This is a genomic window from Capillimicrobium parvum, assembly GCF_021172045.1.
In the GTDB taxonomy this organism is placed as follows: Bacteria; Actinomycetota; Thermoleophilia; order Solirubrobacterales; family Solirubrobacteraceae; genus Capillimicrobium; species Capillimicrobium parvum.
The window spans coordinates 1,908,798-1,931,742 of record NZ_CP087164.1 but is presented as its reverse complement, the minus strand read 5'-3'; the positions used below and the strand labels follow the sequence as shown (position 1 = coordinate 1,931,742).

At 72.3% G+C, this 22,945-nt stretch carries 21 protein-coding genes and 1 pseudogene; 9 read left to right on the top strand and 13 right to left on the bottom strand.

Features of this window, described 5'->3' with window-relative positions:
• Nucleotides 1-15 precede the first annotated feature (15 nt).
• The 3 genes from DSM104329_RS09605 to DSM104329_RS09595 are packed head-to-tail and all read left to right on the top strand — an operon-like array spanning nt 16 to nt 4,084.
• Nucleotides 16-312 (top strand): hypothetical protein, encoded by a 297-nt coding sequence (locus DSM104329_RS09605; RefSeq protein ID WP_259315211.1) that lies wholly within the window; start codon nt 16-18, stop codon nt 310-312.
• Nucleotides 313-366: 54 nt separating this feature from the next.
• Nucleotides 367-3,756: a SpoIIE family protein phosphatase gene (locus DSM104329_RS09600; protein ID WP_259315210.1), complete on the top strand. Its 3,390-nt coding sequence runs from the start codon at nt 367-369 to the stop codon at nt 3,754-3,756.
• Nucleotides 3,749-4,084: an STAS domain-containing protein gene (locus DSM104329_RS09595; RefSeq protein WP_259315209.1), complete on the top strand. Its 336-nt coding sequence runs from the start codon at nt 3,749-3,751 to the stop codon at nt 4,082-4,084. Before DSM104329_RS09600 ends, DSM104329_RS09595 begins: the two co-directional genes overlap by 8 nt.
• Nucleotides 4,085-4,087: 3 nt before the next feature.
• Here the strand turns inward: DSM104329_RS09595 and DSM104329_RS09590 are convergent, their stop codons facing one another.
• Both DSM104329_RS09590 and DSM104329_RS09585 read right to left on the bottom strand, forming a co-directional pair.
• Nucleotides 4,088-4,492 (bottom strand): arsenate reductase ArsC, encoded by a 405-nt coding sequence (locus tag DSM104329_RS09590; protein WP_259315208.1) that lies wholly within the window; start codon nt 4,490-4,492, stop codon nt 4,088-4,090.
• Nucleotides 4,493-4,494: 2 nt separating this feature from the next.
• Nucleotides 4,495-5,193, bottom strand: a complete 699-nt coding sequence (locus DSM104329_RS09585) for an aquaporin (RefSeq protein WP_259315207.1) — start codon at nt 5,191-5,193, stop codon at nt 4,495-4,497.
• A 92-nt stretch (nt 5,194-5,285) separates the two neighbouring features.
• Between DSM104329_RS09585 and DSM104329_RS09580 the strand changes: the two genes are divergently transcribed.
• Both DSM104329_RS09580 and arsM read left to right on the top strand, forming a co-directional pair.
• Nucleotides 5,286-5,639 (top strand): ArsR/SmtB family transcription factor, encoded by a 354-nt coding sequence (locus tag DSM104329_RS09580; RefSeq protein WP_259315206.1) that lies wholly within the window; start codon nt 5,286-5,288, stop codon nt 5,637-5,639.
• A gap of 85 nt (nt 5,640-5,724) precedes the next feature.
• Nucleotides 5,725-6,615 (top strand): arsenite methyltransferase, encoded by an 891-nt coding sequence (gene arsM / locus DSM104329_RS09575; protein WP_259315205.1) that lies wholly within the window; start codon nt 5,725-5,727, stop codon nt 6,613-6,615.
• 2 nt (nt 6,616-6,617) lie between these two features.
• Here arsM and DSM104329_RS09570 read toward each other — a convergent pair whose 3' ends face one another.
• Genes DSM104329_RS09570 through DSM104329_RS09555 form a run of 4 tightly spaced genes read right to left on the bottom strand, consistent with a single transcriptional unit; the run spans nt 6,618 to nt 10,270 of the window.
• Nucleotides 6,618-6,944 carry an EthD family reductase gene (locus DSM104329_RS09570; RefSeq protein ID WP_259315204.1) on the bottom strand — a complete coding sequence of 109 codons (327 nt, stop codon included), beginning with the start codon at nt 6,942-6,944 and terminating at the stop codon, nt 6,618-6,620.
• A 22-nt stretch (nt 6,945-6,966) separates the two neighbouring features.
• Nucleotides 6,967-8,613: a long-chain fatty acid--CoA ligase gene (locus DSM104329_RS09565; protein WP_259315203.1), complete on the bottom strand. Its 1,647-nt coding sequence runs from the start codon at nt 8,611-8,613 to the stop codon at nt 6,967-6,969.
• Complete coding sequence (locus DSM104329_RS09560; protein WP_407655904.1) at nt 8,613-9,536, bottom strand: NAD(P)H-dependent flavin oxidoreductase; 924 nt, start codon at nt 9,534-9,536, stop codon at nt 8,613-8,615. The genes DSM104329_RS09565 and DSM104329_RS09560 overlap by 1 nt, the downstream gene beginning before the upstream one ends.
• Nucleotides 9,537-9,586: 50 nt before the next feature.
• On the bottom strand, nt 9,587-10,270 hold the full coding sequence (locus DSM104329_RS09555) for a nitroreductase family protein (protein WP_259315201.1): 684 nt from the start codon (nt 10,268-10,270) through the stop codon (nt 9,587-9,589).
• 187 nt (nt 10,271-10,457) lie between these two features.
• On the opposite strand from DSM104329_RS09555, the gene DSM104329_RS09550 reads away from it, so the two are divergent.
• A complete protein-coding gene (locus DSM104329_RS09550; RefSeq protein ID WP_259315200.1) occupies nt 10,458-12,818 on the top strand; it encodes a heavy metal translocating P-type ATPase in 2,361 nt (786 codons plus the stop codon).
• Nucleotides 12,819-12,937: 119 nt separating this feature from the next.
• Here the strand turns inward: DSM104329_RS09550 and DSM104329_RS09545 are convergent, their stop codons facing one another.
• Nucleotides 12,938-14,485, bottom strand: a complete 1,548-nt coding sequence (locus DSM104329_RS09545) for a PucR family transcriptional regulator (RefSeq protein ID WP_259315199.1) — start codon at nt 14,483-14,485, stop codon at nt 12,938-12,940.
• Between the two features lie 136 nt (nt 14,486-14,621).
• Here DSM104329_RS09545 and DSM104329_RS09540 point away from each other — a divergent pair, with 136 nt between their 5' ends.
• From DSM104329_RS09540 to DSM104329_RS09530, 3 genes are all read left to right on the top strand, one after another.
• Complete coding sequence (locus tag DSM104329_RS09540) at nt 14,622-15,854, top strand: aminopeptidase P family protein (RefSeq protein WP_259315198.1); 1,233 nt, start codon at nt 14,622-14,624, stop codon at nt 15,852-15,854.
• A 69-nt stretch (nt 15,855-15,923) separates the two neighbouring features.
• On the top strand, nt 15,924-17,393 hold the full coding sequence (locus tag DSM104329_RS09535) for a cytosine permease (protein WP_259315197.1): 1,470 nt from the start codon (nt 15,924-15,926) through the stop codon (nt 17,391-17,393).
• Nucleotide 17,394: 1 nt separating this feature from the next.
• Nucleotides 17,395-18,180: a creatininase gene (locus DSM104329_RS09530; protein WP_259315196.1), complete on the top strand. Its 786-nt coding sequence runs from the start codon at nt 17,395-17,397 to the stop codon at nt 18,178-18,180.
• Here the strand turns inward: DSM104329_RS09530 and DSM104329_RS09525 are convergent.
• The 6 genes and pseudogenes from DSM104329_RS09525 to DSM104329_RS09500 all read right to left on the bottom strand — a co-directional run.
• A pseudogene (locus DSM104329_RS09525) lies at nt 18,170-18,355 on the bottom strand (IS3 family transposase); the annotation flags it as partial. The gene DSM104329_RS09530 and the pseudogene DSM104329_RS09525 sit on opposite strands and share 11 nt — an antisense overlap.
• A gap of 78 nt (nt 18,356-18,433) precedes the next feature.
• Complete coding sequence (locus tag DSM104329_RS09520; RefSeq protein ID WP_259315195.1) at nt 18,434-18,742, bottom strand: hypothetical protein; 309 nt, start codon at nt 18,740-18,742, stop codon at nt 18,434-18,436.
• 356 nt (nt 18,743-19,098) lie between these two features.
• Entirely contained in the window at nt 19,099-20,430 is a 1,332-nt protein-coding gene (locus tag DSM104329_RS09515) for a hypothetical protein (protein WP_259315194.1), read from the bottom strand.
• Between the two features lie 255 nt (nt 20,431-20,685).
• Nucleotides 20,686-21,354 carry an RES family NAD+ phosphorylase gene (locus DSM104329_RS09510; protein ID WP_259315193.1) on the bottom strand — a complete coding sequence of 223 codons (669 nt, stop codon included), beginning with the start codon at nt 21,352-21,354 and terminating at the stop codon, nt 20,686-20,688.
• Nucleotides 21,329-22,033: a hypothetical protein gene (locus DSM104329_RS09505; protein ID WP_259315192.1), complete on the bottom strand. Its 705-nt coding sequence runs from the start codon at nt 22,031-22,033 to the stop codon at nt 21,329-21,331. The genes DSM104329_RS09510 and DSM104329_RS09505 overlap by 26 nt, the downstream gene beginning before the upstream one ends.
• A gap of 165 nt (nt 22,034-22,198) precedes the next feature.
• Nucleotides 22,199-22,468: a hypothetical protein gene (locus DSM104329_RS09500; RefSeq protein ID WP_259315191.1), complete on the bottom strand. Its 270-nt coding sequence runs from the start codon at nt 22,466-22,468 to the stop codon at nt 22,199-22,201.
• Nucleotides 22,469-22,945 lie beyond the last annotated feature (477 nt).

Below are 22,945 nucleotides of genomic sequence, written 5' to 3'. Positions count from 1 at the left end.
CCTCGTCGGTCGCCCATGACGCCCGACCCCCCGTCGGCCGCCGATCCACCGGCGCTCGACGATGACGCCATCCGGGCCGTGGTCAGGCGCCTGGCCCGGCCCGTCCCCGGCGGTTCAGGCCATGTGATCGAGCGCGTGGCGATCACCGCCGAGGGCTCCAACCGCGACGCGATCGAGGCCTGGATCGCCAGCGTCGGCGGCCGGCCCGAGACGCGCGAGACGTCGGCGCGCACCGGCGGACTCCACGGCGACCGCGCCCCGGCGCGGTCCGCAGCGGTCCGCTTCGTGCTGCCGCCCGGCGCGCTCGGCTGACCGACCGCGCCGGGCGACGATCAACGCGGCGGCGCCGCGGGTAGGACCGCCGCCGTGCGAGGTGTCGACCAAGGATCGGGCGGCGAGTCCCTGGACTTCCTGTCGGGGGGCCGCGAGATGGGCCGGCTCATGCGCGAGCACGACTGGTCGGCGAGCGCGATCGGGCATCCCCGGTCCTGGCCGCAGAGCCTGCGCACCGCGACCAGCATGTGCCTGAGCTCGCGCTTCCCGATGCTCATCTGGTGGGGGCCGCAGCTCGTCAAGGTCTACAACGACAGCTACGTCCCGATACTCGGCGACAAGCACCCCCGCGCGCTCGGCGCGCCGGGCCGCCAGGTCTGGCCGGAGATCTGGGACGTCATCGGGCCGATGCTCGATGGCGTCATGACCGAGGGGCGCGCGACGTGGTCCGAGGACCAGTTGTTGCTCATGACGCGCGCGGGCTTTGAGGAAGAGACGTACTTCACGTTCTCCTACAGCCCGATCATCGACGAGTCCGGCGGGGTCGGCGGCGTGTTCTGCGCGGTGACCGAGACCACCCGCAGCGTGCTCGGGGCGCGGCGCCTGCGCGTGCTCACCGAGGTCGCCGACCGCGCCGGCGGCACGCACGACCTCGCCGCCGTCGCGCGCTCGGTGATCGCCGCGCTGGCGGCGGACGCCGCGGACGTCCCGTTCGCCCTGCTCTACGAGGGCGCCCGCCTCGTGGCCGCAACGGGCGTGACGGCCCGCACCGAGGCGCGGCTCGCCGAGCTGGTCCCGGGCGGTGGCCACGGGCTGGACACGGTGCTCAACGCGACCGGGCGCGCGCCGAGGATCGTCCCCGCCCCACCGGCGATCGAGCTCGCCGGCCCCGACCCGGCTGCGCTCGCCGGCGCATACGTGGCGGCGCTGGACTGCGGCGACGGATCGTGGCGCCTCGTGCTCGGCGTACCCGCGCGCCTCGCGCTCGACGACGAGCTGCGCCGCTTTCACCGGCTGCTCTCCCGCGCCGTCGCCACCGCCCTGTCCGCCGCCTTCGTCCTTGAGGAGGAGCGCGCCCGCACGACGGCGCTGGCCGAGCTCGACCGCGCGAAGACCGACTTCTTCACGAACATCTCGCACGAGTTCCGCACGCCGCTCACGCTGATGCTGGGCCCGCTCGAGGACGAGCTCGCGCGCCGTCCGGCGGCCGACGGCGACGGCGACGGCGACGGCGACGGCGACGGCGACGGCGTCGCGATCGCCCACCGCAACGCCATGCGCCTGCTGCGTCTCGTCAACGCGCTGCTGGACTTCTCGCGCGCCGAGACCGGCGGGACGCGAGCCGACGCGCGGCCCACCGACCTTGCCGCCCTCACCGCACAGCTGGCCTCCAACTTCGAGTCCGCGGTGCGCGACGCGGGCCTGTCGTTCGAGGTCGACGTCGCCGCGCTGGTGGCGCCCGTGCAGGTCGACCCCGAGCTGTGGGAGCGCATCCTGCTCAACCTGCTGTCGAACGCGCTGAAGCACACGTTCGACGGGTCGATCACGGTCCACGGCGCCCAACGCGATGGCTGGGCGGTCATCGAGGTCTCCGACACCGGCATCGGCATCCCGTCCGAGCACCGCGGCCAGATCTTCGACCGCTTCTACCGCGTCCCCGGGGCCCGCTCGCGCACGCACGAGAGCAGCGGCATCGGGCTCGCGGTGGTGGCCGAGCTCACCCAGGCTCAGGGCGGCCTGGCCCGCGTGGAGGTCGGGCCCGGGGGCTCGGGAACGACGTTCGTCATCGAGCTGCCGCTGGCGACCGACGGGCCGGCGGTCGCCGCGGCGCCCTCGGCGCTCGCGTCGGCGCACGTCGAGGAGATGCGCCGTTGGGAAGGCGCGCGCGGCGGGCACCCGGGTATGGCGGCGCTGCCGGAGCGGGCCGCCGGGGGCCGCCCGCGGGTGCTCATCGTCGACGACAACGCGGACATGCGCGAGTACCTTCGCGACCTGCTGACCGCCGACGTCGACGTCGGCGTGGCCACGGACGGCGAGGACGCCCTCGAGCAGCTGCGCACGGACCCCGACGGGGTGGATCTCGTGCTCAGCGACGTCATGATGCCGCGGCTCGACGGGCTGGGGCTGCTCAGCGCGATGCGCGCGGACGAACGGCTCTCGCACATCCCGGTGGTCGTGCTGTCCGCGCGCGCCGGCCCGGACGCCGCCGTCGACGCGCTCGAGCTCGGCGCCGACGACTACGTGGTCAAGCCGTTCACCGCGTCGGAGCTGCGCGCCCGGCTGCGGTCGACGCTTGAGCTCGCGCGCAGCCGGACGATCGAGACGAGGCTCCAGCGCGAGCACGCGACGCGCATGGAGGACCTCTACGCGCGCGAGCACCGCGTCGCCGAGGTGCTGCAGCGCAGCCTGCTCCCGGCGACGCTGCCGGCCGAGCCGCATCTCGACGTGGCCGGGTGCTACGTCGCCGCCGAGGACGTGGCGGTGGTCGGGGGCGACTGGTACGACGCGGTGATCCTCGACGACGGGACCGTGGTGCTCACGATCGGCGACGTCGCGGGGCACGGGCTGTCCGCCGCCGCCGTGATGGGCCAGCTGCGCAGCGCCACGCGTGGCTACGCGCTGCGCGGCGACGATCCGGCCACCCTCCTGCGCTCGCTGAACGCGCTCGTGGCGGGGATAGACGGCTCGCCCATGGTCACCTGCCAGGTTCTGCGCATCGACGTGGCGCGCGAGCGGCTGGAGATCGCGTGCGCCGGCCATCCGCCCGCGATCGTCGCGCCCTCGGCCGATGCGCCGCCGGGCCTGGTGGCGAGCCCCGGCCCCCCGCTCGGCGTCACGCGATCGGCGATGTGGGAGACGCGGGTGGAGCGCCTCGGCGACGGAGCGCTGCTCGTGCTCTACACCGACGGCCTCATCGAGCGGCGCTCGGAGAGCCTGGACGCCGGGCTCGAGCGGCTGTCGGAGGCCGTCGCCGCGCTGCGGGGACGGACGTCGAAGGCGCTCGCGGACGGGCTGCTCGACGCGCTGCGACCACCCGGCGGCTTCGCGGACGACGTGGCGGTGCTCGTCACTGCGCTCGGACCGGTCGATGCCGCCCCCCTCACGGTGCGCCTCCCCGCGAACGCGCGGAGCCTCGCGACGGCGCGCCGCGCGCTGCGACGGTGGCTGGCCGCCAACGGCGTCGACGGGCCGGCCGGATACGACGTCGTGCTTGCCCTCGACGAGGCGGCGAGCAACGCGATCGAGCACGCATACGGGGCGGGCGATGGCACCGTCACCGTCCGGGCCGCGCGCGAGGCGGGGCGCCTGCGCTTCACCGTTGAGGACGAGGGCCGCTGGCGTGCTGCGCGCGAGGACGACCGGGGCCGCGGATTGGGGATGATCCGCCGGCTGATGGACGGCGTCGAGGTCACGACCGGCAAGCACGGCACGCGCGTGGAACTGGTGCGCCTGCTCGGGGCGGCGGGCGGGCGCGATGGGTGAGCTCGCCACGGTGGACGTCGTCGCCGACGGCGGCCTTCTGCGCGCGGGCGTCCGGGGCGAGCTCGACGCCGCCTCCGTGCCCTTGGTCCGCGCGCGGCTCGTCGAGGCGCTCGCCACCGCCGAGACGGGGCTCGTCCTCGACCTGTCGGCGGTGACGTTCATGGACTCGGCGGCCGTCGAGCTCATGTTCGACCTGCGCGAACGGCTCGCTGGCCACGGGATGCGCCTCACGCTCGTCGTCCCGGCCGGGGCGCCGATCCGGCGGACGCTCGAGGTCACCGACGGCGGTCAGGGGCTGCTCGAGCTCGTCGAGCCGCCGGCGACGTGAGGCTCAGGCGCCGGCGTCGAGCGGGGCCAGGAGATCGTCGACGCGCCGGGCGATGTCGTCGCGGGTGGCGCGGACGGCGTCGAGGCTCTGACCGGCCGGGTCGGGCAGGTCCCAGTCGACATAGCGCTTGCCGGGGATGTAGGGGCAGGCGTCGCCGCAGCCCATCGTCACGACCACGTCGGCCCACTCGGCGTCCGCCTGCTGCAGGCGATGCGGGCGGCGGCCGGCGAGGTCGATGCCGAGCTCGCGCATGACCTCGACGACCTCGGGGTGCACGCGCCCGGCCGGGTCCGCCTGGCTGCCGGCCGAGCGGGCGGCGTGACGGCCGCCGGCGGCGCGCTCGAGCAGCGCCTGGCTCATCTGCGAGCGGCCGGCGTTCTGCAGGCAGACGAAGAGGACGTTGGCCATGCTCAACGCTCGCTCGTGATCGGGGGTGGGCCCGTGGGTCGGCGGCCGCGCACGAGCTCGTAGGCGAACACGCCGATCGCCGCACCGGCGACGGGTCCGGCGACGTAGACCCAGAAGTCGGTCCACGTGCCCGACGCGAGCGCCGGGCCGAAGCTGCGGGCGGGGTTCATCGAGGCGCCCGTGATCGGACCGCCGAACAGCGCGTCGAGTCCGACCGCGCCGCCGATCGCGATCGCCGCCGCCGCACCGACCGCCCGGGTGTCGGTGGCGACCGCCGTGATGACGAACATCAGCAGTGCGGTGAGCACGACCTCGTAGAGCAGCGCGGTGCCCGTCGCGACGCTCGGCACCGTGGCGCCCAGGTCCGCGGGGCGGTCCGTCCACGCCGCCAGCAGCAGGCCGGCGCCCGCGACCGCGCCGGCGACTTGGGACCCGATGTAGGCCACCGCCTCGCGGACCGGGAAGTGGCGCGCGAGCGCGAACGCGATCGTCACCGCCGGGTTGTAGTGCGCCCCCGAGAGGTGCCCGCCCGCGTAGACCATGACCATGATGATCAGCCCGAAGACGAGGCTGATGCCGACCGTCCCGAGCGCGCCGTCGCGGGTCGTGTCCGCGATGATCGCGCCACATCCGGCGACCACCAGCGCGAACGCGCCGATGGCCTCCATCAGCATCCGCCGGGCGAGGTCGGGCCGATCCACAGAGCGAACATAACATCGAACATCGTCGCTTCGATAGACGGATACGAAGCTTTCACATCCGCAGGCCGGGCGCCCGCGTAGTGTTCGCATCGATGACCATCGATCTCGAGCTGACCCCGAAGCAGAAGCGGCCCGCCGGCGAGCGCTGCTGCGAGCCGGTCGTCTACCCCGACGTCGACCGCGAGCAGGCGATCCGGCTCGCCGAGGTCGCCAAGGCGCTCGGCGATCCCATCCGCCTCCAGCTCGTCGACGTCCTGCGCCGGCACGCCGGAAAGGTCTGCGTGTGCGAGCTCGTCCCGCTGTTCGACGTCTCCCAGCCGACGCTCAGCCACCACCTGAAGAAGCTGCGCGACGCCGGCCTCGTCGACTCCGAGCGCCGCGGCCTGTGGGCGTACTACTACGTGCTGCCCCACGCGCTCGGCGAGCTCGGCGCCTGGCTTCGCTGACGACCGGGCCGCGCCGCGCCGCGCCGCGCCGCGCCGCGGGGGCCTGTATTGACAAACGTCGATATAACAGCGTACGATCTCCGTGATGACGACCTCACGCGAGACCGCCTGCTGCACGCCCGCCGAGCAGGCCACCTGCTGCGATCCGGCCGACAAGGCGGACTGCTGCGGCGCGGACCACGCGGGCGGCGCATGCGGTTGCCGCGCCGGCCGCGCCGCGGACCGGTCAGACCTGCGCGAGGTCGTCCGCGAGCGATACGCGGCCAGCGCCCGCGCCGTCACGCAGACCGGCGCGGCCGCGTGCTGCGGCGGCGGGGCCGCGATCATCACCGACGAGCAGGCCGGGCTCTTCGGCGGCTCGCTCTACGCCGGCGACGATCGCGGCGCGCTGCCCGACAGCGCGCTGCTCGCCTCCCTCGGCTGCGGGAACCCCACCGCGATCGCCGACCTGCACCCCGGCGAGACGGTCCTCGACCTCGGCTCCGGCGGCGGCATCGACGTCCTGCTCTCGGCCCGCCGCGTCGGCCCCTCCGGCCTCGCCTACGGCCTCGACATGACCGACGAGATGCTGGATCTCGCCCGCGCCAACCAGGCCCGGGCCGGCGTCGCCAACGCCCGCTGGCTCAAGGGCCACATCGAGGACGTCCCGCTCGCCGACGCGAGCGTCGACGTCGTCATCTCCAACTGCGTCATCAACCTCTCCACCGACAAGGCGCGCGTCCTCGCCGAAGCCGCCCGGGTCCTGCGCCCGGGCGGACGCTTCGCCGTGAGCGACGTCGTCGCGGACGGCGAGATGGACGAGGCCACGCGCGCCGACCTCGCCCAGTACGTCGGATGCATCGCCGGAGCCCTCACGCGCGCGGAGTACGCCCGCCTGCTCGCCGACGCGGGCTTCGGCGACGTCGAGATCCGGGAGACCCACCGGGTTCACGACCGCGCGGCGGCGGCCATCATCCGCGCGCGGAGGTCCGCCTGACCTCAGGCGCCCGCGTCGATCTCTCCGGACTCGACGGTCAGGCTGACGCCGAAGCGCCCGATGATGTCGCCGGAGCACTGGCGCATCTCCGCCCACTCGGGCGACTGGGCGCTCTGGGCCATCGCCTCCTTGCTGGCGAAGGTCATCTCGGCGACGCGGTAGTGCGGGGTCGCGCCGCCCTCGAACCCGTCCGACGTGCGGGTCGTGACGATGTCCTCGAGGCCCGGCACGGCGGCCGCGCGCGGGACGTGCGTCGTCCGGTAGTACTCCTCGAACGCATCGACGTCCTCCGGCTTGGGCGCGGACCAGTACGCGTAGAGCTTGTACATGGCTCTCCTCCTTGGTGGTTGATCAGGGGGATCGGGGGTCGCCGACGGTGCGCACCGGCAGGTCGCCGGCGGCCAGCGCGACGCGCAGGACCTTCTTGTCGAACTTGCCGACGCTCGTCTTGGGGATCTCGTCGAGGAAGGCGAAGTCGTCGGGCAGCCACCACCGCACGACCTGCTCGGCCAGGAAGCCGCGCAGCTCCGCGGGATCGACGTCGCCTTCGACGACCACGCACGCCAGCGGCCGCTCGCTCCAGCGCTCGTCGGGCCGGGGGATCACCGCCGCCTCGACGACGGCCGGATGGCGCATGAGGGCGGACTCGACGTCGACGGAGGAGATCCACTCGCCGCCGGACTTGATGACGTCCTTCGCGCGGTCGGTGATGCGGATCCACCCGCCGGCGTCGATCGAGCCGACGTCGCCCGTGCGCAGCCATCCGTCGTCCATCGCCGCCGCGGTGGCCTGCTCGTCGCGGAAGTACGCGCACGTGACGTTGGGCCCGCGGATCTCGATCTCGCCGGTGGACTCCCCGTCCCACGGCAGCTCGCCGCCGTCGTCGCCGACGACGCGCACCTCGTAGAGCGGGCTGACGCGACCGGCCGTGGCCCGAAGCGCCCAGCGCTCGTCGTCGTCGGCGGCCCCGGACCAGTCGTGGGCCATCGCGGCACCCGGGAAGGTCTCGGTCATCCCCCAGCCCTGCACGACCTTCACGCCGAAGCGCTCCTCGTAGGTCTCCATGAGCACGGGCGGGACCTGCGTGCCGCCGCTGACGACGGTCTCCAGGCTGCCGAGGTCGGCATCGTGGCGGTCGACGTGGCGCAGCAGGTCCATCCAGATCGTCGGCACCCCGGAGCTGTACGTGATGCGCTCCTCCTCGATCAGCCGGGCCAGGAAGGGCGACTGCAGGAAGCGCCCGGGCATGACGAGGTCCGCCCCGACGATGCCGCAGATGAACGGCAGGTTCCAGCCCATGGCGTGGAACATCGGGACGATCGCCAGGACGCGGTCGCGCTCGGCGACGCGGAACACGTCGAAGCCGGCCATCGCGAGGACGTGCAGGACGATCGAGCGATGGGAGTACAGGACGCCCTTCGGGTCCCCGGTCGTCCCCGACGTGTAGCAGAGGGCGGCGCCGGCACGCTCCTTCAGCTCGGGCCACGCGAAGCCGGCCGACTCCGTTGCGAGCACGTCCTCGTAGTGCAGCACGCCGGTCAGCGAGCCGGGGTCGCCGTCCCCGATCATCACGAGGTGCTCGACGTGCTCGAGGTGCGGCCGGATCTGCTCCATCTGCGCGACGAGGGAGTCGTCGAAGATGACCACGCGATCACCCGCGTGGTTCATCGTCCACGCCACCTGCTCGGGGTGCAGGCGCAGGTTGGCCGTGTGCAGGACGGCGCCGGAGCACGTGACCGCGTAGTAGGCCTCGACGTGCTCCTGCGTGTTCCAGGCGAACGTGGCGACGCGGTCGCCGGGACGCACGCCGAGCCGGCGCAGGGCCGCCGCGAGCCGCCCCGCCCGATCGGCGATCTCGGCGAAGGTCGCCCGGTCCTTGCGGCCGCCCTCGTCGCGCAGCGTCGTGACGGTGGCTGCCGCGTGGACCGTGCGCATCCGCCGCAGGACGTGCGTCAGCGTGAGCGGGAAGTCGTCCTGCATGCTCGACAGGGCGGCCATCAGTGCAGTGCTCCGGCGCTGCGCGCCGCCGGCGTCCGGGCCGCCGCCTCGTACTCGCCGGCGATCACCGCCACCAGCTCGGCGACCGGCAGGATCCCGTCGACCCCCGAGACGGAGTGGCCGGCGCTCCAGATGTCGCGCCAGCGCGTCGGGGGCTCGCCGTCGGCGCCGATGAGCGTGTGCCCCATGTCGAACGTCGCGGCGGGGCCGAGAGCGTCCGGATCGAGCCCCGCGGCGGCGATCGACGGGCGCAGCATGTTCGTGGGCAAGCCCGTGAAGGCCGAGGTCAACACGACGTCGTCGAGCTCGCAGTCGACGAGCATCCGCTTGTACGCGGGCGGCGCCATGCTCTCGCGCGTCGCGATGAAGCGCGTCCCCATGTACGCCAGATCGCAGCCGAGGACGTGTGCGGCGCGCAGCGCGACCCCGTCGGAGATCCCGCCGGCGAGGATCACCGTGCCGTCGAAGCGCCGGCGGACGGCCCGGGCGAAGGCGAACGGGTTGGCGGCGCCCGTCTGTCCGCCGGCGCCGGCGGCGAGCAGGACGAGCCCGTCGACCCCGAGCTCGATGGCGCGCTCGGCGTGGCGCAGCGTCGCGACGTCGCTCCAGACCTGACAGCCCGTCGAACGCAGCGCGTCGATCACCGGCGCGGGGGACCCGACGCTGGTGATCACGAGCTCGACGCGGTGGCGCACGAGCGTCTCGAGGTCGCGCTCCAGGCGCCGGTTGGAGCGGTGCACGATGAGGTTCGGGCAGAACGGCGCGGGCGCCTGCTCTCCGGCGGGCGTCTCCAGTTCCGCCTCGATTCGCGCGAGCCACTCGTCGAGCTCGCCCCCGGCACGGCAGTTGGCCGTGGGGAACGCCCCCACGACGCCGCTGCGGCACGCCGCGACGACGAGGTCCGTCCCCGACACGGTCAGCATCGGAGCCACGACGAGCGGGAGGGCCGATCGCGACAGCACGATGCGGCCGCCTACCAGCGATCCCAGTGGATGACGGAGTCCGGGTCCGGGCGCAGCGCCGGGCGGAAGTCCGTGCCCTTCGTGAACGCCACGGGGGTCAGGGCGCCCATCGTGACCGCGTCGTTCGGGATCCCGAGGACGTCGGCGGCGTCCTGCTCCTTGAAGAGGTGGACCGTGGTCCATGCCGTGCCGAGCCCACGCAGGCGGGCCGCGAGCATGAAGGACCACATGCCCGGCAGGACGCTGCCGAGCAGCGTGGTCTTGCGGATCGGCGCGACGTCGCCCTCCGCGCGCCCGGGCGCGCACGCGACGACCAGTGCGGGAGCGCGATGCATGTTCTCGGCCAGATGGTCCGCCGACCGCGCCGTGCGCTGCTGCTGGCGGTTGAGCTCCTCGTCGCCCTTGTCCACGCTGCCGATGTACACGCCGTCCATCTCGCGATAGAGGGCGTAGCCGGCTCGGTAGACGTCGGCGAGGGCCCGGCGGCGCTCCGGGTCGGTCACGATCACGAACTGCATGGCCCAGCGGTTGGACCCCGACGGCGCCTGGAGCGCGGCCTCGACGCACTCGCGCAGCAATGCGCGCGGCACCGGCCGGTCGAAGTCCAGTCGCTTGCGCACCGCCCGCGTGGTCGTCAGCAGCTGCTCCGCGGACAGCGGCAGCGTCGGCGTCGGTGCGTTGGGGTCAGCCGTCATGCTCTCTCTCCTTCGCCTGCCGGGAGCACGATCCCGGGCGGGCGAGCATTCCACGTTTCGCGCGGGCCGCCAGGCGAGCGGCGTCACGCGATTGGAACAACCGAAGGCGGCGCGACGCGGTCCGCGGAGGAGGCGCCGCCGTCGTGCCGGCGGTACTACCCCCTGGGGGTATGGTAGATTGACGGTCGTGGTCTCCGCCGCCCCACCCAGCGAGTCGACGGTCCTGCACGTCGGGGGTCTCCACTACGCCGGCGAGAAGGCCGTGGTCGAGCACGCGCTGGGCGCCCGGCCTGGGGTGATCGACGTCGACGCCAACCCGGTGGCCCAGACCGCCACGGTGACGTTCGACCCGGCGCAGACGTCCGTGGAGGACCTGCGCCGCTGGGTCCAGGAATGCGGCTATCACTGCGCCGGCCAATCCGTGCCGGGCCACGTGTGCGACCCGATGGCCGAGCGCACCGCGCCCCACCGGGCCCACGACCGCGCGGCCGTCGAGCGCGCCGCGGACGCCCATGGCCACGGTCACGGCGGCCATGCCGGGATGTCGATGGACTCGATGGTCCGCGACATGCGCGACCGCTTCCTGGTCGCGGTCGTCTTCACGATCCCGATCGTCCTGTGGTCGACGGTCGGGACCAACCTCCTCGGGACGGAGCTGCCCACGCCGTTCGGCATCGACCGTGACGTCTGGCAGTTCCTGCTGAGTCTGCCGATCGTCTTCTACTCCTCGACGATCTTCTTCACCGGCGCCGTCAACGCACTGCGCAACCGGACGCTCGACATGATGGTCCTGGTCGCCGTGGCGATCGGGACCGCGTGGGTCTACTCGGTCGCCGTGACGTTCTTCGTCGACGGCGAGGTCTTCTACGAGTCGGCCGGGATGCTCGCCTCGTTCGTCCTGCTCGGCCACTGGTTCGAGATGCGCGCGCGGGGCGGCGCCAACGACGCCGTGCGCACCCTGCTGGACCTCGCACCGCCGAAGGCCGTGATCGTGCGCGAGGGCGAACCGGTCGAAGTGCCCACCGCCGAGGTCGCGGTCGGCGACCTGCTGCTCGTCCGCCCCGGGTCCAAGGTCCCCGTCGACGCCACCGTCGAGGAGGGCGAGAGCCACGTCGACGAGTCCACGGTCACCGGGGAGAGCCTGCCGGTCAGGAAGGCGCCCGGCGACCAGCTCATCGGCGCGACGATCAACCAGAACGGCACGTTGCGCGCCCGCGCGTCCGCGGTCGGCTCCGACACCGCGCTCGCGCAGGTGGTCAAGCTCGTCCAGGAGGCCCAGAACTCCAAGGCCCCCGGCCAGCGCCTCGCCGACCGCGCAGCGTTCTGGCTCGTGCTGGTCGCCCTTGTGGGCGGCACGCTGACCTTCGTCGTCTGGTACCTCGTCGTCGGCCGCGACCTCCAGGAATCGCTGCTGTTCGCGATCACCGTGGTCGTCATCACCTGCCCGGACGCCCTCGGCCTGGCCACTCCGACCGCGATCATGGTCGGCACGAGCCTCGGAGCCAAGCGCGGCATCCTTTTCAAGAACGCCATCGCCCTCGAGCAGGCCGCGGCGCTCGACACGGTCGTCTTCGACAAGACCGGCACGCTGACCCGAGGCGAGCCCGAGGTCGTCGACGTCGCCACCGCCGACGGCATCGACGAGGACGAGGTCCTCCGGCTCGTCGCCGGCGCGGAGGGCGACAGCGAGCACCCGCTCGCACGGGCGATCGTCGAGGCCGCGAGGAGCCGCGGGCTGCAGCCGCCGCGGACCGACGCGTTCGAGGCGGTCCCCGGCCACGGTCTGCTCGCGACCGTCGACGGCCGTCGCGTGCTGGTCGGCAACGCGCGCCTGCTCGAAGCGCACGGCATCTCGCGCGATGGCCTGGCCGCACGATCCGAGGAGATGGCCGGCGCGGGCCGCACGAGCGTGGAGGTGGCCGTCGGCGATCGTGCCGCGGCCGTCATCGCGATCGCCGATGCGCCGCGAGAGACGTCCGCCGAGGCCATCCGCGCCCTGCGCGAACAGGGCGTCCGCGCGGTCATGCTCTCCGGCGACAGCCAGGCCACCGCCCGGCGCATCGCCGCTCGGCTCGGCATCGACGAGGTCATCGCCGAGGTGCTGCCCGCCGACAAGGCGGCCAAGATCAGGGAGCTCCAATCGGCCCCGTCCGCCCGCAGGGTCGCGATGGTCGGCGACGGCGTCAACGACGCTCCCGCACTCGCCCAGGCCGACGTCGGCATCGCGATCGGCGCCGGCACGGACGTCGCCGTCGAGACCGCGGATGTCGTGCTCATGCGCTCGGACCCGCTCGACGTCGCCACCGCCATCACCATCAGCCGCGGCACGAGGCGCAAGATGCACCAGAACCTCGCCTGGGCGGTCGGCTACAACAGCCTCGCCCTGCCGATCGCCGCGGGCGTCCTCGAACCTGTCGGCTTCGTCCTGCGCCCGGAGGTGGGCGCCATCTCCATGGCCGGCTCGAGCATCATCGTCGCCCTCAACGCCGTCTCGCTGAGGCGCCTGCGCCTACCCGGGCGTGACGGCGCAGGTCCTCACGACACCTGAGGTCGGCCGGAGCCGGTCTCCGGCCAGACGAACCCGCGCGAGGAGCGTGCGGCCGTCACGGCCCGACAGTCAACCCACGCCATACGACGTAGCAGTCGGGCCCAGCCCCGCGACCACGCTCACCCGGCGCCGGGCGGCGTCTCGCTGTCGCCGGGCAGCTCGCCGGCGGCGCTGAGGGCCAGGTAGAAGTCGACGCGGTCCTCGAGCCGCGACAGGTCGCGCCCGGTCAGTTGCTCGATGCGCGCAAGGCGCAGACGCAGCGTGTTCACATGGACGTGCAGCGCGGCCGCCGTCTGGCGGTAGTGGCCGTCGGCCGCGAGGAACGCGCGGATCGTGGGCACGAGCACCGTGTGCCGCCGGGTGTCCTGGGCGAGCAGGGGCTCAAGGAGCGCGCCACGGAACGTCTCCAGCACCTGGTCGTCCTGCAGCGCGAGGAGCAGCGCGTGCGAGCCGACCTGCGGGTACGTCGCGTAGTGCGCGTCCCGGCGCCGCAGGGCGATGCGGCACGCGTGGCGCGCCTCGAGCAGCGTCCGGCGCAGGTCCTGGGGCGCCTCGGCCGGGCTGCCGGCACCGAGCGCGGCGCCGTCACCGAGAGCCTGGAGCAGTCGCGCGCCGAGCGCCTCGAGCTCCTCGATCGGGTGCGGCCACGGGATCAGGGCGGCGACCTCGGCGCCCTTGGTTGCCGTCACGTTGGGGAGGTGAAGCTCCTCGAGCGCCGCGAGCAGGCGGGCACCTGCGACCGGGAGGTCGGGCGCGCGGCACACGAGGCCGGCGAGCGGCGCGTCGGCGGGGAGGTCCAGTGCGCGCAGCCGCGCCTCGACGGCGGCGAACTGGGCGTCGCCGGCGGCGATCAGGTCGAACAGCTCCGCCGCGTAGCGCTGCTCGCTCTCACGCACGGCCGCCTCGCGCTGGAGCTCGACAGCGAGGAAGGCGAGCGCCTGGTCGATGATCGCGCGCTCGGCGACCGACAGCTCCGCCAACGACGCGGCCAGCACGAGGTAGGCGTCCGTGTCCGACGGCCCGAGGATCGAGAAGGCGCTGTGGCCGGCCACGTCTGCCGGCTGATCGAGGTGCGCGGGCAGCTCGCCGACGGCATCGAGCAGGTGCGCGGGCGGCGCGTGGTGGGCGGCGGCGAGCACGCCGCGGGTCGGGCTCAGGACCCACGCGGGCCTCGCGTGGTAGCTGCGCAGCACGCTCAGGGTGCCCGGCAGCCCGCGGCCGTTGCGCGCGGCCCGGACGAACCGGTCGTTGCGCGCCACCGTCTCGCGGAGGGCCTGCTCGCGCTCCTTGACGAAGCACTCGACGAACGTCTGGGTGATCGTGATGAACGCCATATCGCTGGGCACCCGGAAGAGCGTCAGCGTGGCGTCGCGACACGCCGTGACGAGCGGCGCGGGCACCTCGTCCACCAGCGAGCTGACGCCGAACCCGAGCGCGGCGGCCCCCACGCGCGCCAGCCCATCGACGAACGCCGCCGCAGAGGCCCCGGCCCAGTACCAGACGCCGGCGGTGAGCACCACCTCGCCGCCGCGCAGGAACGCCGCGTCGGCCGGGTCCGGCATCTCGCTCGAGTGCACCCACGAGATGGTGCGCTGGGTGTCGCCGGTGACCACCGGCTCGAGCCGCAGCAGCGGATCCGCGAGCAGCTCGTGCACCGTGATCGGCATCGCTCTCCTCGATGGTCCCCTGGCAGAGTGTCCAGGGTGACTGGTTGAAAGGTAGTGCTTCGTCCTCTTCCCGGCCACCAAGGCGCCACCGGATACTCGATCCTCGCACCACGCCGCGACAACGAGGAGGTGGCCCGTGGAAGCCGCCGCACGGTTGGCCGAACGCCCGCAGCTCATCCACATCGAGAACGGGGAGCGAGCGACGCCGTTCTTCTCGGACGCCGAGATGGACCGCCGCCTCGCCGGGCTGCGCGCCGCCATGGCGGAGCTCGACGTGGAGGCGGTGCTGCTCACGTCGATCCACAACATCAACTACCACGCAGACTTCCTCTACTGCACGTTCGGGCGCCGTTACGGCCTGTTCGTCACGCCCGAGCGCCAGACGTCGATCAGCGCGAACATCGACGGCGGCCAGCCGTGGCGGCGGACGTACGGTGAGAACGTCGTCTACACCGACTGGCAGCGCGACAACTACTTCCGCGCCGTCGCGGAGCTCGCGAACGGCACGCGCCGGCTGGGCGTCGAGTTCGACCACCTGACGCTGGAGGGGCGCGCCAAGCTCGAGGTCGCCGTACCGGGGGTCGAGCTCGTGGACATCGGCCCGGCGACGATGCGCCGCCGGATGGTCAAGTCAGCCGAGGAGATCGACGTCATCCGCAACGGGGCGCGCGTCGCCGACATCGGCGGCGCCGCCTGTCTCGAGGCGGCCGCCGAGGGCGTGCCGGAACACCAGGTCGCGCAGCACGCGACGCACGCCATGGTTGACGAGATCGCGCGCACCTACCCGCACGCCGAGCTGATGGACACGTGGACGTGGTTCCAGTCCGGGATCAACACCGACGGCGCGCACAATCCGGTGACGAGCCGGCGCCTGCGCGCCGGCGACATCCTGAGCCTGAACTGCTTCCCGATGATCCAGGGCTACTACACCGCTCTGGAACGGACGCTCTTCCTCGGCCACGTGCCGACGCCGCGCCACCTCCAGCTGTGGGAGATCAACTGCGAGGTGCATCGTCGCGGGCTGGCGCTCGTCCGCCCCGGGGTGCGCTGCTGCGACATCGCCGCGGAGCTCAACGAGATCTACGCCGCGTACGACGTCCTGCAGTACCGCACATTCGGTTACGGGCACTCCTTCGGGGTCCTGTGTCACTACTACGGGCGCGAGGCGGGCCTCGAGCTGCGCGAGGACATCGAAACGGTGCTCGAGCCGGGCATGGTCGTCTCGATCGAGCCGATGATCATGCTGCCCGAGGGCGTGCCCGGCGCCGGTGGCTACCGCGAGCACGACATCCTCGTCGTGACCGACGACGGCGCCGACGACATCACCGGGTTCCCGTTCGGGCCGGAGCACAACGTCGTCGGCGCGTAGCCGCGACACACCGTCGCCGGGGCGCCCGCCGCGGCGACGGGCCGATCACACCAGAGGGGAGAGACCGCGATGGAGCCAACCGACCATCACCACGCCGGCGCAGAGATCGCCGCACAGGTCGGCCACGACTATTCCTCCAGCAACCACGGCATCGTCCCGCTGAGCGAGCGGCGCGGCACGTGGACGCACCACGTGCCGCTGTGGCTGACGTTCTATCCGGGCTTCGCCTACATGGCGCTGGGCTTCGAGCTGTACGGGGAGGGCTTCACGCTGCGCCGGATGCTGTTCTGCGTGGTGATCAGCTCATGCTGCTATCTGGCCTACGCGATCCCTGCGGCATATCTCGGCGCGACGCGCGGGCAGACCACCACGCTCATGAGCCGCTCGATCTTCGGCGTGGCCGGCTCGGGGCTCGTGTCGGTGCTGGTGATGATCGTGCCGCTCGGGTGGGTGGGTTACCAGGCGAACCTCCTCGGCTCGATCTGGAACGGGCTGTACGGCTGGGGCCCCGTGCTCACGCTCGGCATCGTCATCGCGGTGCTCGGCGTCGTGAACAACATCCTCGGCTTCACGGGCATCACCCTGTTCGCCCGCTTCGTGGCCGCGCCCCTGACGCTCGTCTGGGTGGTCTATGCCCTCATCAAGGCGCTCACCGTGACGCCGGGGCACGTCCTCTCCTCGCACGGCCCGGGCGCGACGACGACGGTCGCGGGGATCGTCCTCGCGATCAGCTTCGCCACCTACGGCAACGAGCCGGACCTGTTCCGCTACGCCAAGCCGCGGCTTCGTGATTGCGTGCCGCCGCTGGCGATCGGGCTGTTCGTCGGCCAGATCGTCCTCCCGACCGCCGGCTGGATCATGGCCGCGCGGGTCGGTAGCGGCGACTTCGGCAAGGTGTTCGACGCGACCGTGACCTTCTCGTTGTTCGGAGCGTCGGCGCTCGCCTTCATCCTCGCCACGGCGACCCAGATCGCCGTCAACGACGCGAACTACTACGAGTCCCTGAACGGCGGCCAGAACGTGCTCGGCGGCTGGCGGCCGTGGCGCCGGCTGTACACCTGCCTGATCCTCGCGGCGGTCGGCGGCTTCATGGCCTGGTGGGTGCCCCAGAGCCTGGACAACTTCTTCCGGATCACGACGCTGCTGGCGGTGACCGTCCCGACCGCGACGGTGATCATGTACACCGACCAGCTCCTGCTGCCGCGCGTGCTCGGCGTGCGGCGCAAGCTGGATCGCGTGCCGGCGTGGCGGGAGACGGCCCCGGCGAACTGGCCCGCGATCGGGGCGCTGGTCGTGGCGATCCTCTTCGGCAGCTTCGGCAACGGGATCCTGCCCGGCCAGGACGGCGTGCCGCTGAGCGGCTGGGGCATCCCGACGCTCGAGGCGTGGGCCGTGGGCGCGGTCGTGTACGTCGCGTTGGCGGCGCTCGCGATCCGCGGGCGCACGCCGGAGCACGCGCTCGGCTTCCCGCGGTTCAGCGCCCCCGCTGCGCCGGCCGCACCCAAGGAGCCCGCTGTCGAGCCGACGGTGCTGGGCTGACATGGCCCGGGATCGCACACCGCGGCTGCTCGACCAGCTGACGTGGCCGGAGGTCCGCGACGCCGCCGCCCGGGACGCGGGTGTGATCGTGCCCGTCGGCGCGACGGAGCAGCACGGCCCGCACCTGCCCCTGGCCACGGACGCACTGCTCGCCACCGAGCTGGCCCTCGCCGTGGCCGAACCGCTGGATCTCCACGTCGCGCCGCCGCTCGCGTACGGGTATCGCTCACGGCCCCTGTCGGGCGGCGGCCCGTCCTTTCCGGGCACGATCTCGCTCGGCGCACGGACGCTGATGGCGCTGCTCGAGGACGTGCTCGCCGGCCTGGTCCAGAGCGGCTTTCGCCGCCTCGCGGTGCTGAGCTGGCACTTCGAGAACGCGAACTTCGTCTACGAGGCCGCTTGGCTCGCGCACGAGCGCTGCAAGCCGACGGCGGCGCAGATCATGGTGGTCGAGGCGCCGTTCGCCGAGCTCTCGGAGGACACCATGCAGGCGCTGTTCGGTGACGAGTTCCCGGGCTGGGACGTCGAGCATGCGGCCATACTCGAGACCTCGCTCATGCTGCACCTCCGACCGGAGCTCGTGCGCTTCGACCGCGCCGTCGACGACGCGGCGGCGCGCCATCCGTTCTATGACGTGGTGCCGCCACCGGCCGACTTCGTTCCCGCGTCGGGGGTCCTGTGGAAAGCGACGCGGGCAGCGCCGGAGAAGGGCGCGTCGGCATGGCCGGAGATCGTGTCGAGCCTTCGGGACGCGCTCGCCGTCGACCTTCCCGCCCGGCCTGCTTGATCCAGCTACGCACCGACTCGATCCCGTAGCCGCGCTGATCGGCGATCCGGCGGACCGCTCCGTGCGTCATACCCGTCTCGGCCCACAACGAGCGGACCATCCGCACCGCCGCCTGCGTCTCCGCGATCGAATACCGAGGCGTCGTCGGCTTGCCAGCTGTGTGCTCTCGCGACATGAACTCCGTCCTCGGTTGTCCAAGGCCAGAAGTCTCGAGGCACCCCAGGACGTTTCGGTGGTCAGCGGTCTGGCGTCGTCATAGCCTGCGCCGGCTGAACCGCGGCCAGGCGAGCACGATGGCACCGCCGATCAGCGCACCCGCGAGGGTGTTCGCCAGATCCGCGATCGTGTCGAAATAGGGGTTCGTCATGTGCCGCTCCGGATGGAGCACCGGGTACTCGAACAACTCGACGAGCGTCTCGGCGGTCACGGTCGCCATGACGGCGATCGTCGCGACCAGCCACGGAGGTCCAAGCCGCATGCGGTAGCCGAGCGCACCCACCGCCAGCGCGAGGAGCACGCCTGCCACGAAGTGCTGGGGGCTGCCGAGCCAGTCAGGACGCATCGCGCGATTCTCACCCGCCGGTGCGTCGCTTGGCGGGCGCCTTCGTGCATGCCATGTCGGATGCGCTCGCCGTCCTCCGCGAGAGCTGCTGGCTCGGCGGCTTCGGTCACCGCGATCATCAGTGGCTCCACCCTCCTCGTCCAGCCGCCCGTCTGATATGGACGGGGGTTCTGTCAAGGCTCAGCACCGGACACCCGCGGCCGGGGCGGGCGTCGTGTCGGTTGAGGGGGCGGCGGGTCCGGCTGTGTGCGCGACGCGCGGTCAGACTGATATGCGCGGATCCGGGTGGCCGCAGGACCGGTTTTCGTCGTGAGGACCCGCTGTCTAGGATCGAGCGTGGCCGCCGCAGCGGTTGCTCATAGTCGAACCGCGGATGTCCTCGCGCGTGGGTGCCGGATGGTTCCCGCCGCCTCCTCAACCGACGTGGTGCAGGCGTGGTCAGTCGGCGTTGGCGACGGCCCAGCAGAACCCGGCCAGTTCGCGAGCGACGGCGACGGCGACGATCGTGCGGCGCTTGCCGCGCTCGTGATCTTGGTGCGAGCTCCGCCGAGCAGCGCCTCGGCCTGCAGCGCCCGGCGCCGCGTGGACGCGTCGGTGCGTGCCTGCATCTGCGCGACCGGGTCCTCGGCGCTGGGCGCCGGCGGCTCCGGCGGGCGCGTTCGGACCGTGCGGCGCGGCCGGTACTTCTCGACCGCCTCGATGACCGCGCCGGCGTCCACCCATGGCAGCGCCGGGTCAAACGCGATGTCCGCGGCGACCTCGCCGAGCTGCGCGACGGTCGCGGTGCGCGCGGCGTTGAGGTACTCCTCCGGGTCCAGCAGCGAGAAGTTGCGCGCCTCTCCGCCCTCGTCGAGGACGCGCCCGAGCACGTCCTCGACGGCGCCGATGTACCGCTGCGCCTCCAACAGCAGCTTGTAGGCGGACGGGTCGAGCTCGGGGAACTGGTCGGTGACGAGCCGTTGCAGGTCACCGACGCGGACCATGAAGCTCGAGTCGTCGTGGAAGCGGCGCTCTTCCAGGAGCTCGTCCAGCGGGGCGGTCGCGACGAGGCGCCCGAGCTCGTTGGCGAAGACGGCGAACATCGCGCGGCAGCTATCCAGGGCGGCGCGCACCGCGGGCGCGTCGGCCTCGTGGCGCTCCAGTGCGCTTGCGGTCCGGTCCAGCAGCGCCAGCAACTCCTCCACGCCGACGCGGGTGGAGAACCGGTCGACGATGAGCACGCCGACTAGGCCGGCGGGCGCGAGCACGTAGCGCTGCTGGTGCTTCTTGTCGAGAATGGGACGCAGCAGCTCCATCCGGACGAACACGCCGATGCGCGCGTCGAGCAGGTCGCGCGAGCAGGCGCCGTTGATGCGCGCTCCTATCTCCGAGCGGGTGAGGCCGCCGATGGCGTCGTCGTGGCTGAACGCGTCGCAGACCGCGCGAGCGACGTCGAGCATCTGCTCGTCGTCGATGACCGCTCCGGCGTCGGTCGCGATGGGCGCCACCATCGCCGCCAGGCGTCGCATCAGCGGCGAGCGGTGCCGTCCGGTGAAGCCGAGTGAGAGCTGGTCGTCATCCATGCGCCTTAATCCCGAGCCTTGGGAAGCGAACGTGACCGCGAGCTGGGACCGAATCGCCCTCCGCTCCGAGCGCCAAATGCGTGCCCGGATAAGCAGAAGTCGCAGTAAGGCGGCGAGGTCTGACAATGAGCTGTCCCGGGTTGCGCCGCCGCGAAATCCGGCCCGGAAGAACGTCGGTGTCGAGGGCGATTGCCACGGACCGCACAAGTTATGAAACGTCCCGGACGGCTTCCGCCGGTGCGCTTGAAAGGCTTTACGCTCTTTCGCGCTGTTTCGGAGCGACGGAGCAGTCCTCGCAGGAGACTGCCGCGCAGGCCGCGCACATGGCGACGGTTCAGGCGCCTGCAGCTCGCGAGGGTCGCGACTGCTTGGGTTGGCGGACTACGGCGGGTCCGCGGGAAGCGGCTTGCCGTTGGCTCTCAGCCAGTCGCGATAGCCGTCGTGTTCGATGTCCTCGAACACCGTTTCGGTGATGAGCTGGTCGGGCGGATTGCCCTCGACGACGAGGCTGCAGGGCAGACGCAGTCCCGGCTGGGGGTTGGGCCATGTGGCCAGGCCGCCGAGCAGGAGCTTTTCGTAGCGCGCGCCGAACAGAGTGAGGTTGGTCGCGCCGACCAGCGCCGCCGAGGGCGACAGCACGCCGCGAAACCCGGCCGCGCGCAGGTCATCGGCCAGCTTCTGCGACTCGGTGTGCTTGCCGACGGCGATGCGCGGGTCGAGTCCGCAGGCGTCGTAGGCCTCGAACGTCGAAAGGTCGGCGATGTCGTGCTCGCGCACGAACATCACCCACAGCCGGCGCCGGTACTCATCGGCGCGCGCGTTGCCGCGGATGCCCTCGTAGCGCACGAGCTCCGCCCACGCGCCGAGCGGCTCCAGCGCCATGTACTGCGCGTAGCCCTCGCCTTGGCGGTGCCAGCGCGCGTCGGACTGCGACGGCACCGGCTCGCCGGCGGCGTGATACAGCGGCGCCCACTCCGGTGAGACCTGGCGGTAGCAGACCCACTCGTCGCTGACGCGTGCGGGTTCAGCCTGCCAGCTGGCCACGGGCACCCCGCGCGAGAGCTACCAGCGTCTCGCGCGCGGCCGCCTCGTTCTCGTCCAAGAGCTGGAGCGGCGTTCGCCCTCCGAGCTGATGGCGCGGCGCGTCGAACCACATCACCAGGCCCGTCGGCGTCATCGACGACCGCAGGTACGTCAGCAGCTGCGCCAGCACCACCACCCGGTCGGCCTTGCGCGTGACCGGCCCGCCCGCCTTCCACGTGTTGATGGTCTTCGTCGACACGCCCAGCAGCCGGGACAGGTCGCCGACCCCGACGCTCCTCAAGGTGGTGAAGACCGAGCGCGCGGCCGACTGCGGGTCGTCGAGGATGTTGTGCTCCAGCCGCCGGCCGATGCGGTGCACGACGTCGCGCATCTTGATGGTCGCGAGCTCGACCTCGCCGCGCTCATCGCTGGCTTCGGGGTCGGCTGTGATGGCCCGCCGCAGCTCGATGAGGAACTCGAACAGCTTGCGGGCGTCGTAGTCCTCGGTGCCCTCGGGCAGCGAGTTAGAGAGGTCCAGCACCGCGTCCTCCAGGCCCTGGTACCAGCCCCAGCGCCGCTGCGCCAGCGACTCCTCGGCCGCGGTCTCGGGGCGGCGCTCGCGGACCGAGCGCGGCGGGCTGACCAGCTCCTCGACCTGCTCGGCCTTGTGCCGCAGGACGGTCATCTGCTCAGCTACCTCGGCCACCGCGCTCATCGTCTCTCCTGGTCCGCAGAACTTCTTCTTGCCGAGGAAGTCTATCGGAAGTCGCAGGCCGCGGCGAGGGCTTTTCGCCTACACGCGGACGGATGGGCGCGGGTGCCGTGGCCGGGGGCCGCCCAAGCACCCTCCGGACCGAGTCGCTTGCCCAGGTCAGGCCGCGCGCGCCCTCGGCACGATGATGCCCGGCCGGCGCTTCGGGCGCTCGCGCTGTGCGACCCAGATGAGCACGAAGACCTTGTAGGTGTTCGACCACATCTCCACCTGGAGCGTCGTGGGCTCGCTGTTGAGGTCGGGGTAGGTCATGGCCGAGCGCTGCTCCTCGTCGCCGAGCGAGGCGATGCTCGAAACGAAGCTGTACGGCGGCGTCGCGATGATGTCCGGCCACACCTGGACCGGCTCGTACCGCTCGGCCCAGGACATAGTTTGACCCAAGGTTTCTCGATGCGCTGCACGCGAGCCGCACAGCGAGATCGCATGTCGGGTGCCAGAACCGTGCCAAAACCCTCCCCTTTGAGCCCGAAAAGTGCCAAAATTCAGCGGCCGCGCATGGAAATCCGACATAACGAAACCGGCCACCTTTGCAGGCGTTTCCTTCGCTCACGGGTCCCGCCGCCCCTTTCTTGCCATGCAGAAGTCCCGGGGTTCGAGCGCCCGCCGCAGCTTCAGGCAAGAGACTCGCGCCGTTGACGAGTAGGGGCCAGCGCCCAACCTCCCAGATCACGAGCGGCGGCCGTGCTATCGCCCGAGGCACGCGATTGGTACCCGGGATTCGTACCCGGAGAGCAGAAAGCCCTGCCGTAGCAGGGCTTTCTTTGATCGGGGAGACAGGTTCAACGGCCTGCGAAACGCCCTGATTCCATCGCGGTTTCGCGACGCCGGTGCTGCCGGCGTGCGACT

Bases quoted from the DNA above. Each gene is read 5' to 3' on its own strand.
- DSM104329_RS09605 (WP_259315211.1), top strand. From the start codon at position 16: ATGACGCCCGACCCCCCGTCGGCCGCCGATCCACCGGCGCTCGACGAT.
- DSM104329_RS09595 (WP_259315209.1), top strand. From the start codon at position 3,749: ATGGGTGAGCTCGCCACGGTGGACGTCGTCGCCGACGGCGGCCTTCTG.
- DSM104329_RS09590 (WP_259315208.1), bottom strand. From the start codon at position 4,492: ATGGCCAACGTCCTCTTCGTCTGCCTGCAGAACGCCGGCCGCTCGCAG.
- DSM104329_RS09580 (WP_259315206.1), top strand. From the start codon at position 5,286: ATGACCATCGATCTCGAGCTGACCCCGAAGCAGAAGCGGCCCGCCGGC.
- arsM (WP_259315205.1), top strand. From the start codon at position 5,725: ATGACGACCTCACGCGAGACCGCCTGCTGCACGCCCGCCGAGCAGGCC.
- DSM104329_RS09570 (WP_259315204.1), bottom strand. From the start codon at position 6,944: ATGTACAAGCTCTACGCGTACTGGTCCGCGCCCAAGCCGGAGGACGTC.
- DSM104329_RS09565 (WP_259315203.1), bottom strand. From the start codon at position 8,613: ATGGCCGCCCTGTCGAGCATGCAGGACGACTTCCCGCTCACGCTGACG.
- DSM104329_RS09560 (WP_407655904.1), bottom strand. From the start codon at position 9,536: ATGCTGACCGTGTCGGGGACGGACCTCGTCGTCGCGGCGTGCCGCAGC.
- DSM104329_RS09555 (WP_259315201.1), bottom strand. From the start codon at position 10,270: ATGACGGCTGACCCCAACGCACCGACGCCGACGCTGCCGCTGTCCGCG.
- DSM104329_RS09545 (WP_259315199.1), bottom strand. From the start codon at position 14,485: ATGCCGATCACGGTGCACGAGCTGCTCGCGGATCCGCTGCTGCGGCTC.
- DSM104329_RS09535 (WP_259315197.1), top strand. From the start codon at position 15,924: ATGGAGCCAACCGACCATCACCACGCCGGCGCAGAGATCGCCGCACAG.
- DSM104329_RS09530 (WP_259315196.1), top strand. From the start codon at position 17,395: ATGGCCCGGGATCGCACACCGCGGCTGCTCGACCAGCTGACGTGGCCG.
- DSM104329_RS09520 (WP_259315195.1), bottom strand. From the start codon at position 18,742: ATGCGTCCTGACTGGCTCGGCAGCCCCCAGCACTTCGTGGCAGGCGTG.
- DSM104329_RS09500 (WP_259315191.1), bottom strand. From the start codon at position 22,468: ATGTCCTGGGCCGAGCGGTACGAGCCGGTCCAGGTGTGGCCGGACATC.